The sequence below is a fragment of the Xanthomonas sp. NCPPB 1128 genome, assembly GCF_001043115.1.
GTDB lineage: Bacteria > Pseudomonadota > Gammaproteobacteria > Xanthomonadales > Xanthomonadaceae > Xanthomonas_A.
The window spans coordinates 32252-46076 of the sequence record NZ_LFME01000019.1 but is presented as its reverse complement, the minus strand read 5'-3'; the positions used below and the strand labels follow the sequence as shown (position 1 = coordinate 46076).

Annotated in this window: 13 protein-coding genes and 1 pseudogene; 11 read left to right on the top strand and 3 right to left on the bottom strand. The window is 68.8% G+C overall.

Features of this window, described 5'->3' with window-relative positions; all coding sequences use genetic code 11:
* Nucleotides 1–120 precede the first annotated feature (120 nt).
* The 9 genes from ACP93_RS12760 to hslU all read left to right on the top strand — a co-directional run bounded on the left by ACP93_RS12760 (nt 121) and on the right by hslU (nt 8203).
* Nucleotides 121–2211, top strand: coding sequence for a S9 family peptidase (locus ACP93_RS12760; protein ID WP_204243686.1), 2091 nt, complete (start codon nt 121–123; stop codon nt 2209–2211).
* A gap of 300 nt (nt 2212–2511) precedes the next feature.
* Nucleotides 2512–2892, top strand: a complete 381-nt coding sequence (locus ACP93_RS12755) for a YbaN family protein (RefSeq protein ID WP_048491060.1) — start codon at nt 2512–2514, stop codon at nt 2890–2892.
* A 61-nt stretch (nt 2893–2953) separates the two neighbouring features.
* The gene (locus ACP93_RS12750) at nt 2954–3205 is read left to right on the top strand and encodes an LPS translocon maturation chaperone LptM (RefSeq protein WP_048491059.1); all 252 of its coding nucleotides are present in this window, start codon (nt 2954–2956) and stop codon (nt 3203–3205) included.
* Nucleotides 3198–4052, top strand: coding sequence for a diaminopimelate epimerase (gene dapF, locus ACP93_RS12745; RefSeq protein ID WP_048491058.1), 855 nt, complete (start codon nt 3198–3200; stop codon nt 4050–4052). The genes ACP93_RS12750 and dapF overlap by 8 nt, the downstream gene beginning before the upstream one ends.
* A complete protein-coding gene (locus tag ACP93_RS12740; RefSeq protein WP_048491057.1) occupies nt 4049–4714 on the top strand; it encodes a DUF484 family protein in 666 nt (221 codons plus the stop codon). Before dapF ends, ACP93_RS12740 begins: the two co-directional genes overlap by 4 nt.
* Before the next feature lie 223 nt (nt 4715–4937).
* Entirely contained in the window at nt 4938–5810 is an 873-nt protein-coding gene (gene xerC, locus ACP93_RS12735; RefSeq protein ID WP_082143455.1) for a tyrosine recombinase XerC, read from the top strand.
* 95 nt (nt 5811–5905) lie between these two features.
* Entirely contained in the window at nt 5906–6136 is a 231-nt protein-coding gene (locus tag ACP93_RS12730; RefSeq protein WP_048491056.1) for a DUF3079 domain-containing protein, read from the top strand.
* Nucleotides 6137–6184: 48 nt separating this feature from the next.
* Nucleotides 6185–6736, top strand: coding sequence for an ATP-dependent protease subunit HslV (gene hslV, locus ACP93_RS12725; RefSeq protein ID WP_048491055.1), 552 nt, complete (start codon nt 6185–6187; stop codon nt 6734–6736).
* A 99-nt stretch (nt 6737–6835) separates the two neighbouring features.
* A complete protein-coding gene (gene hslU, locus ACP93_RS12720; RefSeq protein WP_048491054.1) occupies nt 6836–8203 on the top strand; it encodes an ATP-dependent protease ATPase subunit HslU in 1368 nt (455 codons plus the stop codon).
* 707 nt (nt 8204–8910) lie between these two features.
* Here hslU and ACP93_RS12715 read toward each other — a convergent pair.
* The 3 genes from ACP93_RS12715 to ACP93_RS12705 form a co-directional block, all read right to left on the bottom strand.
* Nucleotides 8911–10275, bottom strand: coding sequence for a DUF2252 domain-containing protein (locus ACP93_RS12715; RefSeq protein WP_048491053.1), 1365 nt, complete (start codon nt 10273–10275; stop codon nt 8911–8913).
* Between the two features lie 74 nt (nt 10276–10349).
* Nucleotides 10350–11549: an acetyltransferase domain-containing protein gene (locus ACP93_RS12710; RefSeq protein ID WP_048491052.1), complete on the bottom strand. Its 1200-nt coding sequence runs from the start codon at nt 11547–11549 to the stop codon at nt 10350–10352.
* A gap of 217 nt (nt 11550–11766) precedes the next feature.
* On the bottom strand, nt 11767–12222 hold the full coding sequence (locus ACP93_RS12705) for a nucleoside deaminase (RefSeq protein ID WP_010341927.1): 456 nt from the start codon (nt 12220–12222) through the stop codon (nt 11767–11769).
* Between the two features lie 112 nt (nt 12223–12334).
* On the opposite strand from ACP93_RS12705, the gene ubiE reads away from it, so the two are divergent.
* Both ubiE and ACP93_RS21505 read left to right on the top strand, forming a co-directional pair.
* Nucleotides 12335–13096 carry a bifunctional demethylmenaquinone methyltransferase/2-methoxy-6-polyprenyl-1,4-benzoquinol methylase UbiE gene (gene ubiE / locus ACP93_RS12700; protein WP_048491051.1) on the top strand — a complete coding sequence of 254 codons (762 nt, stop codon included), beginning with the start codon at nt 12335–12337 and terminating at the stop codon, nt 13094–13096.
* Nucleotides 13097–13513: 417 nt separating this feature from the next.
* Nucleotides 13514–13615, top strand: a pseudogene (locus ACP93_RS21505) (class I SAM-dependent methyltransferase); the annotation flags it as partial.
* Between the last annotated feature and the right edge of the window lie 210 nt (nt 13616–13825).

Sequence of the window (13825 nt, the reverse complement as noted above, 5' to 3'; positions counted from 1 at the left end):
CACTGCGCGGCGCCCGCCCGCTGCCGCCGCCCGTCGAGGGCGGCGCGTCCCGTTGCGTTACCGCCGCCGGAGCCCCATTAGATGCCTCACCGCCCCTTGCTAGCGAGCCTTGTCCTGCTCATGACCGCCTCCTTCGCTTCCTCCGCCTCCGCCGCTGCGGCGACCCCGCCGCATCCGGCCAAGCAGCCGCATGCGGTCAAGGCGCCGTTCGGCGCCGTCCGCCAGGACGCTTATTACTGGCTGCGCGACGATGCGCGCAAGAATCCGCAGATGCTGGCTTATCTCAATGCCGAGAACGCCTACGCGGACCAGGTGCTGAAGCCGCTGCAGCCGCTGGAAGACCGGCTGTACGAGGAGATCGTCGGCCGCATCAAGCAGGACGACAGCAGCGTGCCGTACGGCGAGCGCGGCTACTGGTATTACACCCGCTACGAGAGCGGCAAGGACTATCCGATCCAGGCGCGCCGCAAGGGCAGCATGGAGGCGCCGGAGGAGATCCTGCTCGACGTCAACACTATGGCCGCCGGCAAGGGCTACTTCAGCGTGGGCGACGCAGCGGTCAGCCAGGACAACCGCATTCTGGCCTGGACCGAGGACGACGTGGGCCGCCGCCAGTACGTGGTGCGCTTCAAGAACCTGGACACCGGCGAGGTCTACGGCGACCGCATTCCCGGCGTGTCGCCGGACGTGGTCTGGGCCGACGACAACAAGACCCTGTTCTACGTCGAGAACGATCCGGAGACGCTGCTGACGGTGCGGGTCAAGAAGCACGTGCTGGGCACGCCGGCCGCGCAGGACGTACTGGTCTACGAGGAAAAGGACGACAGCTTCTACATGGGGGTGGGCCGCACCCGCGACGACAAGTACATCGTCATCGGTGTCGAAAGCACCGTGTCTTCCGAGCAGCGCTATGCGCCGGCCGCCGATCCGCAGCGCTTCACCGTGCTGGCGCCGCGCGAGCGCGACGTCGAGTACCACGCCGACCACTTCGACGGCCGCTGGGTGATCCGCACCAACTGGAAGGCCAAGAACTACGCGCTGATGACTGCACCAGATGGCGCTACCTCGCGCAGCCAGTGGCAGAGCTGGCTGCCCTACGACGAGAAGGTGTTCATCGACGGCTTCGAGCTGTTCGACGGCTTCACCGCCATCGCCGAGCGCTCCGACGGCCTGGAACGGATCCGCCTGCACTTCGCCGACGGCAAGGAGGAATACGTCAAGGCCGACGAGCCGGCGTACTCGATGGGCCTGTCGATCAACGCCGAGCCGGACACGCCGTGGCTGCGCTACAGCTACACCTCGCTGACCACCCCGGCCACCACCTACGAACTCAACACCCGTACCGGCGAGCGCAAGCTGCTCAAGCAGCAGCCGGTGATCGGTTACGACGCCAGCAAGTACCAGACCGAGCGCGTCTGGGTGACCGCGCGCGACGGGGTCAAGGTGCCGGTGTCGCTGGTCTACAAGAAAGGCTTCAAGAAGGACGGCAGCGCCGCGCTGTACCAGTACGCCTACGGCAGCTACGGCATGTCCACCGATCCGGCGTTCAACCTGCCGGTGGTGAGCCTGCTCGACCGCGGCGTGGTCTACGCCATCGCGCACATCCGCGGCGGCCAGGAGATGGGGCGCGACTGGTACGACCAGGGCAAGCTGCTGCACAAGAAGAACACCTTCACCGACTTCATCGACGTCACCCGCGGGCTGGTGCAGCAGGGTTACGCCGCCCCGGACCGCGTGGCCGCGGCCGGCGGCAGCGCTGGCGGCCTGCTGATGGGTGCGGTGGCGAACATGGCGCCCAAGGACTACCGCGTGCTGGTGGCGCAGGTGCCGTTCGTGGACGTGGTCACCACCATGCTCGACCCGAGCATCCCGCTGACCACCAACGAGTACGACGAGTGGGGCAATCCGGAGCAGAAGGTGTACTACGACTACATGCTCAGCTACTCGCCCTACGACAACGTCACCCGCCAGGCCTACCCGGCGATGTACGTCGGCACCGGCCTGTGGGACTCGCAGGTGCAGTACTGGGAGCCGGCCAAGTGGGTGGCCAAGCTGCGCGAGAACGACACCGGCAGCCAGCCGATCGTGTTCCGCGTCAACATGGAAGCCGGCCACGGCGGCAAGTCCGGCCGCTTCCGCCGTTACCGCGAAATGGCCGAGTCCTATGCCTTCATGCTGGACCAGCTGGGCGTGGAGTCGCCGGCCAAGTGAGTGGGGTGCGCATCGGCTGGCCTGCGGGCTGGCCGATGGCGCTGATGTTGTGCGGGATGGGCGCCGGTCCCGGCTGCGCCGAAGTCCGATTGGCCGGTGACGTCTTTCTTCGCGACCAACGGTGTGCTCCAGCGACCACGAAAGACTGCGGTCGTAGGAGCGGCTTCAGCCGCGACGGCGTTATCGGTAACGCCCGTCGCGGCTGAAGCCGCTCCTACAGCCGTTGCTGCACGCGTCCGGCGGTCGCGTCAGTCGTCGGGTCGACGCCAGTGCGCGCCGACGCGGGCTTATGATGGCGCGATGCGCACGCACTCCCGTTTCCGCTGGGCCTGGTGGCTTCTGGCCTATGCCAGCCTGGCGACCGGCATCGTCGGCATCTTCGTGCCGGGCTTGCCGACCACGGTGTTCGTGTTGATCGCCGCCTATGCCGCCGCGCGCGGTTCGCCGCGGCTGCGCCGGCGCCTGCTGCGCGATCCGCGTTTCGGCCGCAGCATCCGCGACTGGGAACGGCATGGCGCGGTCAGCCGGCGCGGCAAATGGATGGCGACACTGACCATGGCCGCATGCGCGCTGGTGCTGCTGCTGTTCGTGCACCGGTTGTGGGTGCAGGTACTGGCGATCGGCTGCATGAGTGCGGTGGCGCTGTGGCTGTGGTGGCGGCCCGAACCGCCGCGCGAGTGAGCGCGGCGCATTGCGCGACCGCGGCACAGCCGGTTCATGCCGGTGTGGCTATACTCGGCGCATGAGCACATCGTCCTCTTCTCCGATCCGTCTCGTTCTTTCCGCCGCTGCACTGCTGGCCCTGGCCGGCTGCGGCAACAAGGGGCCGCTGGTGATGCCGCAGAAGCCGGTGCCGGTGGAAGCCGCGCCCGCCACGCCCTCACCGGATGCGACGCCGCCGGCGACCACCGATCCCGCCGGACAGGCGCAGCCGGTGGACGGGCAGCGCCCGCCGGCCAACGACACCACCATGCCCACCAATGGGAATGAGTGAGGCCCGCCACGACGCGCGCCTGCGTTTCAGCAAGATGCAGGGCGCGGGCAACGATTTCGTGGTGCTCGACCTGCGCGACGGCACCCCGCCGCCGGACGCCGCATTGGCGGTGCGCCTGGCCGACCGCCACTTCGGCGTCGGCTGCGACCAGATCCTGACCATCGAACCGCCGCGCGATGCTGCGGCGGTCGCCAGCTACCGCATCTGGAACACCGACGGCAGCGCCGCCGGGCAATGCGGCAACGGCGCGCGCTGCGTCGCCGCCTGGCTGGTGCGCGACGGCAGTGCGAGCGGCACGGACTTCGTGATCGAAAGCCCCGCCGGCAGCCACCACATCACGCGCGGTGCCGACGGCGCATTCGCCGTGGCGATGGGCGTGCCGCGCTTCGCGCCGGAGGACGTGCCGCTGGTCGGTTTCCCGCGCGCGCGCGACGAGTACGTGCTGCCGCTGCAGGGCGGCAGCGTGCGCTTCGGCGCGGTGTCGATGGGCAACCCGCACGCGGTGCTGGAAGTGGGCCTGGTCGATGCGGCGCCGGTGGAGCGCCTGGGCCCGTTGCTGCAGCAGCACGCCTCGTTCCCGGATTCGGTCAACGTCGGCTTCGTGCAGGTGATCGACCGCGGCCACCTGCGCCTGCGCGTGTACGAGCGCGGCGTCGGCGAGACCCTGGCCTGCGGCAGTGGCGCCTGCGCGGCGGCCGCGGTGATGATGCAGCGCGGCCGGGTCGAGCGCGACGTGCGCGTCACCCTGCCCGGCGGCGAACTGCGGGTGCAGTGGCCGGACGATACCGCGCCGGTGGTGATGTCCGGGCCGGCGACGTTCGTCTTCGATGGAGAATGGATCCGATGAGCGACAGCCACGACAAGCTCGGCGCGCACGAGGTGGCAGCATGGCTGCGGCGCCATCCCGGCTTCCTGAAACAGTTTCCCGATCTGGCGCTGACCCTGGTGGTGCCGCGCGACGACGGCCCCACCGCGTCGCTGGCCAGCTACCAGCTGGAAGTGCTGCGCGACAAGAACCGCGAACTGTCGCGGCGGCTGGCCGACCTGGCCGCCAACGCGCAGGTCAACGAACGGCTGGCGGTGCGCACCCATCAGTTGACCCTGGCGCTGATGCGCCAGCGCAGCGCCGCCGACAGCGTGCGCGCGATGGCCGCCTCGCTGCAGGAGGATTTCCAGGGCGACCTGGTCAGCATCGTGCTGCTGCAGCCCTTGCCCGGCCTGGAGCAGGCGCCGTGGCTGCAGGTGCTGGCGGCCGACGATGCGCGGCTGGCGCCGTTCCGCGATTGCCTGAAGGACGGCGAGCCGATCTGCGGCCGCCTGCAACCGGAGAAGCAGGCGCTGCTGTACGGCGAGCGCGTGGACGAGGTGCAGTCCACCGCGCTGCTGCCGCTGCCGGGCCTGGGCCTGATCGCGGTCGGCAGCCGCGACCCGAACCGGTTCTATCCCGGCATGGGCACCTTGTTCCTGCGCATGATGGGCGAGGCGCTGGCGGTGGCGTTGCAGCGATGAGGGCGGCCGGGACCCGGGACCCGGGACCCGCGGCCCGGGACGACATCGCAGCCGCTGGCCTCGTGCGCCAGCGCTGCGCGCTCGTCATTGCCCGCCCCGCGCGTCGTGTCGCCACCGCTGTCGCCATGTCGCGGCATGCAAGGCGGCAAGACTCCACCGCAGCGCGGTCGCTGCACCGCGCGAGGCCAATGGCCCGAGACCTGGCAGGCGCCGGCTGCTGCTCATGATCCCCGCCTTCCTCGCCTACCTGCAGGTCGAGCGGCGCATGTCCGCGCATACCCTGGACGCGTACCGGCGCGACCTGGCGGCGCTGGAGGCGTGGGCCGCGGCCAACCTGCTCGGCGAACCCGCCGCGCTCGATGCCGCGCAACTGCGCAACTTCATCGCCGCCGAACACCGTCGCGGGCTGTCGCCCAAGAGCCTGCAGCGGCGGTTGTCGGCGTGCCGCAGCTTCTATGCGTGGTTGCTCAAGCACGGCCGCATCGCCACCAGCCCGGCCGCGGCGTTGCGCGCGCCGAAGGCGCCACGCAAGCTGCCGCAGGTGCTCGACGCCGACGAGGCGGTGCGCCTGGTCGAAGTGCCGACCGATGCGCCGCTGGGCCTGCGCGACCGCGCGCTGCTGGAGCTGTTCTATTCCTCCGGCCTGCGCCTGAGCGAGTTGTGCGCGCTGCGCTGGCGCGATCTGGATTTCGTCGCCGGCATGGTCAGCGTGCTGGGCAAGGGCAACAAGCAGCGGCTGGTGCCGGTCGGCTCGCATGCGCGCACCGCGCTGCTGGCGTGGCGCGAGGAAAGCCGGGGCGAGGCCGCCGCGCCGGTGTTCCCGGGGCGGGGCGGGGCGCCGATCGGCGCGCGTGCGGTGCAGATCCGGATCAAGCAATTGGCCGGGCGCCAGGGCCTGTTCAAGCACGTGCATCCGCACATGCTGCGGCACAGTTTCGCCAGTCACATCCTGGAATCCTCGGGCGATCTGCGCGGCGTGCAGGAATTGCTGGGCCATGCCGACATCGCCACCACGCAGATCTACACCCACCTGGACTTCCAGCACCTGGCCAAGGTCTACGACGCGGCGCACCCGCGCGCCAAGCGCAAGTCCTGACTGGGTGATCGCGGCCGACACGGCCGCTGTCGCTCCGCGCTTGTTCTGGATCAAGGCGCGACGACACTGCCCTCCCACGTCGCGAGGGCGTACCGATGGCCAAACCCTTTCCGCTGGCGCCGCGTCACCCCGAACGCCTGTGCTGGGGCTGCGACCGCTATTGCGCCGCACACGACCTGGCCTGCGGCAACGGCGCCGGGCGCACGCTGCATCCGATCGAGACCGAGGGCGATGACTGGTTCGTCGCTTGGGGCATCGCCGCCGATCCGGCACGGCCGGCGCACGCCCGGCTCGGCGACGCCCCCTCCACGACCGGCGACGCTTGAACCGCGCGCCGCCAGCCCCCACACCTGAGTCATCGCTCCGGAGGCCGCATGGATCCCAGTCAGAACCCCAATGTTTTCCACGCCACCACGATCCTGTCGGTGCGCCGCGATGGCCGTGTCGCCGTGGCCGGCGACGGCCAGGTGACCCTGGGCCACACCGTGATGAAGGGCAATGCGCGCAAGGTGCGCCGGCTCGGCCGCGAGGGCCAGGTGCTGGCCGGGTTTGCCGGCGCCGCCGCCGATGCGTTCACCCTGTTCGAACTGTTCGAGGCCAAGCTGGAGAAGCACGGCCAGCTGACCCGCGCCGCGGTGGAGCTGGCCAAGGATTGGCGCACCGAACGCCGCCTCGGCAAGCTCGAGGCGCTGCTGGCGGTGGCCGACAAAGAGACCTCGCTGATCATCAGCGGCACCGGCGATGTGATCGAGCCGGAGGACGGCATCATCGCCATCGGCTCCGGCGGTTCCTATGCCCTGTCGGCGGCACGCGCGCTGCTCGGCCACACCACGCTGGACGCACGCACCATCGCCACCGAAGCGCTGAACATCGCCGGCGACATCTGCATCTACACCAATCGCAACGTGGTGGTCGAAGAGCTGTGATTCGGGAGTCGGGAGTGGGGATTCGCTGAGCGACTCCCTCCCGGTATCCGGCCACGCATCGATCTCTCCTCCTCCGCTCTTACGAATCCCCAATCCCCAATGCCAAATCCCGATACCTCCACCATGACCCCGCGCGAGATCGTGCAGGAGCTGGACCGCCACATCGTCGGCCAGCACGAGGCCAAGCGCGCGGTGGCGATCGCGCTGCGCAACCGCTGGCGGCGCATGCAGTTGCCCGACGCGCTGCGCAACGAAGTGATGCCGAAGAACATCCTGATGATCGGCCCCACCGGCGTCGGCAAGACCGAGATCGCGCGGCGCCTGGCGACGCTGGCCAATGCGCCCTTCGTCAAGGTCGAAGCGACCCGCTTCACCGAGGTCGGCTACGTCGGCAAGGACGTGGAGCAGATCGTGCGCGACCTGGCGGATACCGCGGTCAAGCTGTACCGCGAGCAGGCCAAGACCCGCGTGCGCACGCAGGCCGAAGAGCGCGCCGAGGACCGCATCCTCGATGCGCTGCTGCCGCGGCGCAGCGCCGGCATCGGCTTCGATCCCGAAGCCGCGCGCAACGAGCCGTCGGCGCAGGACAACGACACCCGCAGCAAGTTCCGGCGCATGCTGCGCGCCGGCGAGCTGGACGAGCGCGAGATCGAACTGGACGTCGCGGTCAACGTCAGCATGGACATCATGACCCCGCCGGGCATGGAGGAAATGGGCCAGCAGCTGCGGCAGATGTTCTCCAACCTGGGCGGCGGCAAGTCGCAGTCGCGCAAGCTGACCATCAAGGCCGCGCGCCCGCTGCTGATCGAGGAAGAGGCCGGCAAGCTGGTCAACGAGGACGATGTGCGCGCGGCGGCGATCGAGGCCTGCGAACAGCACGGCATCGTGTTCATCGACGAGATCGACAAGGTGGCCAAGCGCAGCGAGGCCGGCGCCACCGGTGGCGATGTCTCGCGCGAAGGCGTGCAGCGCGATCTGCTGCCGTTGGTGGAAGGCTCCAACGTCAGCACCAAGTACGGCACGGTCAAGACCGACCACATCTTGTTCATCGCGTCCGGCGCATTCCACCTGGCCAAGCCCAGCGACCTGATCCCGGAGCTGCAGGGCCGCTTCCCGATCCGCGTGGAGCTGTCGGCGCTGTCGAAGGACGATTTCATCCGCATCCTCACCGAACCGAAGGCCGCGCTGACCAAGCAGTACGAGGCGCTGTTGCTGACCGAAGGCGTGAGCCTGCGCTTCACCGACGACGCCATCGCGCGCCTGGCGGAGATCGCGTTCCTGGTCAACGAGCGCCAGGAAAACATCGGTGCGCGGCGCCTGCACACCGTGCTCGAGCGCCTGCTCGACACGCTGAGCTACGAAGCCCCGGACCGCGACGGGCAAAGCGTCACCGTGGACGCGGCCTACGTCGATGCGCACCTGGGCGAGCTGGTGCAGGATCCGGATCTGAGCCGGTACATCCTGTAGTTCCGGGTCGACGCACGCCCGCGATGCGTTCCCCTTTGTGGGAGTCAACTGTCATGCAACCACGACGAGCTGAGTAGGCGGACGATCTGACCTCGGAAGCCGTCGTGCCTGATCCCACAAAAGGGGACGCAGGTCCCTCCCACATCGCGCCCGGACAGCGATCACCACGAGTCCCTGTGCGAGTCGCGGTCGCTTAGCTTTGGCTCTTGTCCTTGCCCTTGCTTTTGACTTACTGGGTTCCCTTCCGAAGCGGCGGCCATCGCGGGGAGAAACCCGAAGGGCGGCGCACAGGGATGTGCGCCGTCCGCGGCAGGGGCAGGATGCCCCTTCTTCCGCGGATCCCCGTGATGGACGCGGACCCGGAGCGCGTTAGCGCGGAGGGCGCGAGGCAGGGCGCGCTTTCTTTTGGTTACCTTTTCTTTGCGCGAGCAAAGAAAAGTAACTCGCCCGTAAGGGCGAAAGCCTTTGCTTTCGCTTGAGATTTGCGTGCCGGACGAAAAGAAGAACCGTAGACATAACGCCATCAGGGCTCCATGTCCAGATACAAGGAGCGACTTCCGTCGTGACGGGACTTGCCGGTAACGCCTCGTCGCGACTGATCCCACAAATGGGGACGAGTCGCTCCGACAGGAGAGCGTGCCGCAGGCCGGGGTATGTTTCCCGCAGCGCCAAGACGGCGTGGGCGATCCCGGCCACCCCCGCCGCGTTCAATACAGCGGCGTACCCGCCTTGTACGCGGCCACGAACGACTGCCAGTCCAGTTGCACCTGCGCGGCGTAGTCGAACGCGAACTGGCGCAGTTCCGATTTCAGGCCGCTCTTGCTGGTGACCGCCTGGTCGATCTGCTTGTCGATGCTATAGGGCACCACGTTCGGGTCGTAGTCCTGGTCGGCCAGCGCGTGCGCCGAGGCCAGGGCCTGGCCCAGGTAGGTGGCGGCGGTGGCGAGCTTGCCGGCGCTGTCCAGCGCAGTCGGGTCCAGGTCCTGCTGGAACGGCGACTTCTCGTGCACGTAGAACGGGGTGCCGTTGACGCTGGCGTAGCCGACCAGCACGTCGGCGTCGATGGTCTGCGCCTTGGCGGTGCGCGCGACCCGCGCGCCCTCGTTGTTGTCGTAGGTGGAGGCCGGCATCTGCGACGGCGCGGCCACCGCGACCACGCTGGCCGCTTCCTGCTTCCATTCCAGGATCACGTCGTCGCTGGTCGACGTGCTCGGGCCTTCGATCAGCACGTACAGGCGCAGGCGGCCGAGGCTGCCGGTGCCCGAGCCCAGCTTCTGGCGCACGTCCTTGATGGTGTAGTAGCTGGACGCATAGCGCTTGGACGCGGCGATCGAGCCGATGTAGCCGTTCATCGCCGCGGCCACCGCCGAGGTGGTGCTGGCGTCCACCGCGACCAGGTTGTCCAGGTCCTGGAACTGGCGCTTGCCGCCGTTGACCACGGTGTACTTGGACAGCAGGTTGCTGCGGCTCTTGCCGTCGGCGCTGTCGATGATCTTGGCCACGGCGCCGCTGGTGTTGCGCTTGCTCAGCTGGAAGCTCGCTTCGGCGTCGCTGCCGCGGAAATCGGCGATCTTGTCCAGGTAGGCGCCGACCATGGTGTCGATGGCGTCGCCGATGTCGCTGTCGGACAGGCCGTTGTCGCGGCCGGCCAGGACCATGCTCGCGGCCAGCCGGCGCAGGTCCCACACGTACTGGCCGAGGTGGCCTTCGTCGAAGTCGGCGACCTTGAACACCGCCTTGCCGCTGCTGTCGCGCGCCGCATCGAAGTTGCCGATGTGGGTGTCGCCGCCGAGCCAGGTATAGCCGGTCTGCGGCGAGGTCCACAGCGAGTCCGGCAGGGTGGTCATGTCCTTATAGAAGATGTGGTCGGTGCCGCGGTAGAAGGCGTAGGCGCTGCCGGCCATGGTCGCCATCTTGGTGTCCAGTTCGGCGCGCTGCGCGGCGTAGGGATGGTTGTAGTCGTGGATCTGCTGCACCACCCAGGCGTCGCGCTTGCTCGCCGCGGTCGCGCATCCGGCGCAGGCGGCAAGGGTCAGGCCGATCAGCAGCAACTGCGGCAGGCGGGTGGACATCGCAGGTCTCCAGGCGCGGCAAGGGAACCGGCAGTCGACCACGCCTGCATTGCATGCAGATGAACCGCGGCGCCCTAGAAGTAGCGCAGCCAGGCCAGGTCGCGGCGCCGTGCCTTCAGCCGCGCGAACGCGGCGGTGGGCCAGTACAGGGCCAGGCCCAGCAAGGCGGCGATCGCCCACAGCGCGGCCACGCTGTCCACGCCGAACAGATCGCCCTGGTTGGCGCCCCACAGCGCCAGCGTGGCCAGGTAGGCGAGCTTCAGTACGTACAGGTGCAGCAGGTAGAAGAACATCGGCGCCGCGCCGATCGCCGCCAGCGGCGCCAGCGCGCGGGCCACGGCGGGGTGTTCGTACAGGCGCAGCAACAGCAGGCCCACGCCCAGGGTCAGCAGCAGGAACTGCAGCGACGGCGGGTACTTGGTAACGTTGAAGAAGCTCATCGCGGTATGCGCGAGATCGTCCTGGAGCTGCCAGGGCGCGTCGCCGTAGCCGTTGTGCCAGCGCAGCAGATGGAAGGCAGCCAGTGCGCCCAGCCCCCAGGCCAGCAGGCGCTGCTGGCGTTGCGCCGGGTCGGTGGCGGCGCCGTACCAGGGGCCGGCGGCGTAGCCGAGCGCGATCACCCCGATCCACGGCAGCACCGGGTAGGAGGTGCGCAGGCGCAGGTCGCCCAGCTCCAGCCAGCGCCGGTCGTGCAGCACCGCCCAGACCGCCGCGAGCGGGCCGTCGCCCTGCACCTGCACATCGTCCAGCAGGTGGTGGCCGGCGACCAGCGCCGCGCCCAGCAGGGCCAGTGCCGGCCGCGGCAGCCACAGCAGCGCGGCCAGGGCGAGCATGCTCAGGCCGATCGCCCAGATCACCTGCAGGTACAGCGCCTGCGGCGGAAAGGCGCCGCTCCAGGCCAGGTTGACCAGGGTCAGCTCCAGCACGATCAGGAACAGGCCGCGCTTGAGCAGGAAGCTGGCCGCCGCCGCGCGGCCGTCGGCCTGCCGCGCCGCGTACAGCCAGGCCGACAGCCCGGTGAGGAACACGAACACCGGCGCGCACAGGTGCGCCAGCGTGCGCGCGACGAACAGCGCCGGCGCGGTGTTCTCCACGTCCATCGGGTCGCCCACCGGGTGATGGTAGTGAAAGGTCTCGCGCACGTGGTCGAGCAGCATCAGCAGCATCACCGTGCCGCGCAGCAAGTCGATCGAGGCCAGGCGCGCGCTGGCCGAGGCGGTGGCGGGCAGGGTGAGGGACGCGGGCGCAGCGGAAACGGAAGCAGCGGGCGGCATGCGTGACGGTCGGTGTCGAATATTGAAATAATATAACACTTGCGTGTCAGGTACCGGCCGTGGGCGCCGTGGCGGCTCGGGTGATTCCGGGGCAATGACCCGTCGTGCCGGCAGCACGCGTGCCGGCAGGGCGTGACGGGGGGGCAACTGGGCAACGCTGTCGCCCGAACCGCGTCGTCAGGGCCGCCGCGCCTGGACCGGCGCGGCGACGCGAGGTTCAGTCCTCGCCGATATCCTCGTTCCACACGTCCGGGTGCGCGGCGATGAAGCCACCGAGCAGGTCGATGCACTCCTGGCTGTGCAGGTCGATGACCTCCACGCCGCTCTCGCGCAGCCAATCGATACCGCCCTGGAAGGTCACCGATTCGCCGACCACCACGGTGCCGATGTTGAACTGCCGCACCAGGCCGCTGCAGTACCAGCACGGCGCCAGGGTGGTGACCATGATGGTGTCCTTGTAGCGGCGCTGGCGTCCGGCCTTGCGGAACGCGTCGGTCTCGCCGTGCACGGACGGGTCGCCTTCCTGCACGCGGCGGTTGTGGCCGCAGCCGAGCAGGCGGCCGTCGCGGTGGTACAGGGCGGCGCCGATCGGGATGCCGCCCTCGGCCAGGCCCTGGCGGGCTTCGGCGATGGCGGTGTCGAGCAGGGCGCGGTAGTCGGGCGTGGTCAGCATGGGAGGGCCGGGGGAAAGGGAATGGCCGGCAGTCTGGCCCAGGCGGCCGGCGGCTGTCATCCCGGGCCGCGCTTCACCGGCACGCAGCGGCCGGCAGTGCGATAATCCCGGCATGAGCGAATCCCCCTACAAGACCGGCACCACCCATTTCGGCTTCCGCGACGTCGCCGCCAAGGACAAGCAGAAGCTGGTCGGCGAGGTCTTCACCTCGGTCGCCGGCAACTACGACCTGATGAACGACCTGATGAGCATGGGCATCCATCGGGTCTGGAAGCGCTATTTCGTCGCCACCGCGCAGGTCAAGCCGGGCGACCGCGTGCTCGACCTGGCCGGCGGCACCGGCGACATCGCCGCGCTGCTGAAGGACCGGGTCGGCGCCGACGGCGAGATCGTGCTGGGCGACATCAACGCCGGCATGCTCTCAGTGGGCCGCGACCGCCTCACCAACCGCGGCCTGGTCGCGGGCCTGGACTACGTGCAATGCAACGCCGAGGCGCTGCCGTTCCCGGACCAGAGCTTCGACCTGGTGACCATCGCCTTCGGCCTGCGCAACGTCACCGACAAGGACGCCGCGCTGCGCGAGATGTACCGCGTGCTCAAGGTCGGCGGCCAGGCGCGGGTGCTGGAGTTCTCCGAAGTCACCGCCGACTGGTTCAAGCCGCTGTACGACTTCCATTCGTTCAAGGTGCTGCCGCGCCTGGGCCAACTGTTCGCCAAGGACGCCGACAGCTACCAGTACCTGGCCGAGAGCATCCGCAAGCATCCGCCGCAGGACGCGCTGAAGGCGATGATGGAAGCAGCCGGCTTCGCCCGCAGCCACTACAAGAATCTCACCGGCGGGATCGTGGCGATCCATTCGGGCTATAAGATTTAGAAGCCGGGATTGGGGAATCGGGATTCGGGAATCGTAAGAGCAGGCGATCGGTGCTGACCGATCGCGGGGCCTGTGCCGTCTTTGTGGGAGGGACTTCAGTCCCGACGCGGGGTCCGGCGGTGCCGGTGCAAGCATCTGCCACAGAAAGCCGGGATTCGGGAATCGGGATTCGGGAATCGCAAGAGCGGGCGATCGGTTGCTGACCGATCGCGGTGCTGGGCTGTCCTTGTGGGAGGGACTTCAGTCCCGACGCGCGGTCCGGCGGTGCTGGTGCAAGCATCGGCCGCAGGAGGCCGGTATTCGGGAATCGGGATTGGGGAATCGCAAGAGCGGGCGATCGGTTGCTGACCGATCGCGCACGCTGGGTAGTCCTTGTGGGAGGGACTTCAGTCCCGACGCGCGGTCCGGCGGTGCCGGCGCAAGTATCCGCCGCAGGACGCGAAGGCAAGGATGGAAGAAGCCGGCTTCGCCCGCAGCCACTACAAGAACCTTGCCGGCGGCATCGTGGCGATCCACTCGGCTACAAGATCTGAGTGGAGCAGGGATTGGAGATTGAAGATTCGGGATTCGGAAGCGCGCCGGCTGTTCGCTGCTGCGAATCCCCAATCCCCAATCCCCGCTTCGATTGGAGATTCGGGATTCGTAAAAGTGCGCGCGCCGCGTTGCCGTTGCGAATCCCCACTCCCGAATCCCCAATCCCCGCCTTCCGGTAAACTTCCGGTTTCCCCG

Bases quoted from the DNA above. Each gene is read 5' to 3' on its own strand.
- ACP93_RS12760 (WP_204243686.1), top strand. From the start codon at position 121: ATGACCGCCTCCTTCGCTTCCTCCGCCTCCGCCGCTGCGGCGACCCCG.
- ACP93_RS12750 (WP_048491059.1), top strand. From the start codon at position 2,954: ATGAGCACATCGTCCTCTTCTCCGATCCGTCTCGTTCTTTCCGCCGCT.
- xerC (WP_082143455.1), top strand. From the start codon at position 4,938: ATGATCCCCGCCTTCCTCGCCTACCTGCAGGTCGAGCGGCGCATGTCC.
- hslV (WP_048491055.1), top strand. From the start codon at position 6,185: ATGGATCCCAGTCAGAACCCCAATGTTTTCCACGCCACCACGATCCTG.
- dapF (WP_048491058.1), top strand. From the start codon at position 3,198: ATGAGTGAGGCCCGCCACGACGCGCGCCTGCGTTTCAGCAAGATGCAG.
- ACP93_RS12730 (WP_048491056.1), top strand. From the start codon at position 5,906: ATGGCCAAACCCTTTCCGCTGGCGCCGCGTCACCCCGAACGCCTGTGC.
- ACP93_RS12715 (WP_048491053.1), bottom strand. From the start codon at position 10,275: ATGTCCACCCGCCTGCCGCAGTTGCTGCTGATCGGCCTGACCCTTGCC.
- ACP93_RS12705 (WP_010341927.1), bottom strand. From the start codon at position 12,222: ATGCTGACCACGCCCGACTACCGCGCCCTGCTCGACACCGCCATCGCC.
- ACP93_RS12740 (WP_048491057.1), top strand. From the start codon at position 4,049: ATGAGCGACAGCCACGACAAGCTCGGCGCGCACGAGGTGGCAGCATGG.
- hslU (WP_048491054.1), top strand. From the start codon at position 6,836: ATGCCAAATCCCGATACCTCCACCATGACCCCGCGCGAGATCGTGCAG.
- ACP93_RS12710 (WP_048491052.1), bottom strand. From the start codon at position 11,549: ATGCCGCCCGCTGCTTCCGTTTCCGCTGCGCCCGCGTCCCTCACCCTG.
- ACP93_RS12755 (WP_048491060.1), top strand. From the start codon at position 2,512: ATGCGCACGCACTCCCGTTTCCGCTGGGCCTGGTGGCTTCTGGCCTAT.
- ubiE (WP_048491051.1), top strand. From the start codon at position 12,335: ATGAGCGAATCCCCCTACAAGACCGGCACCACCCATTTCGGCTTCCGC.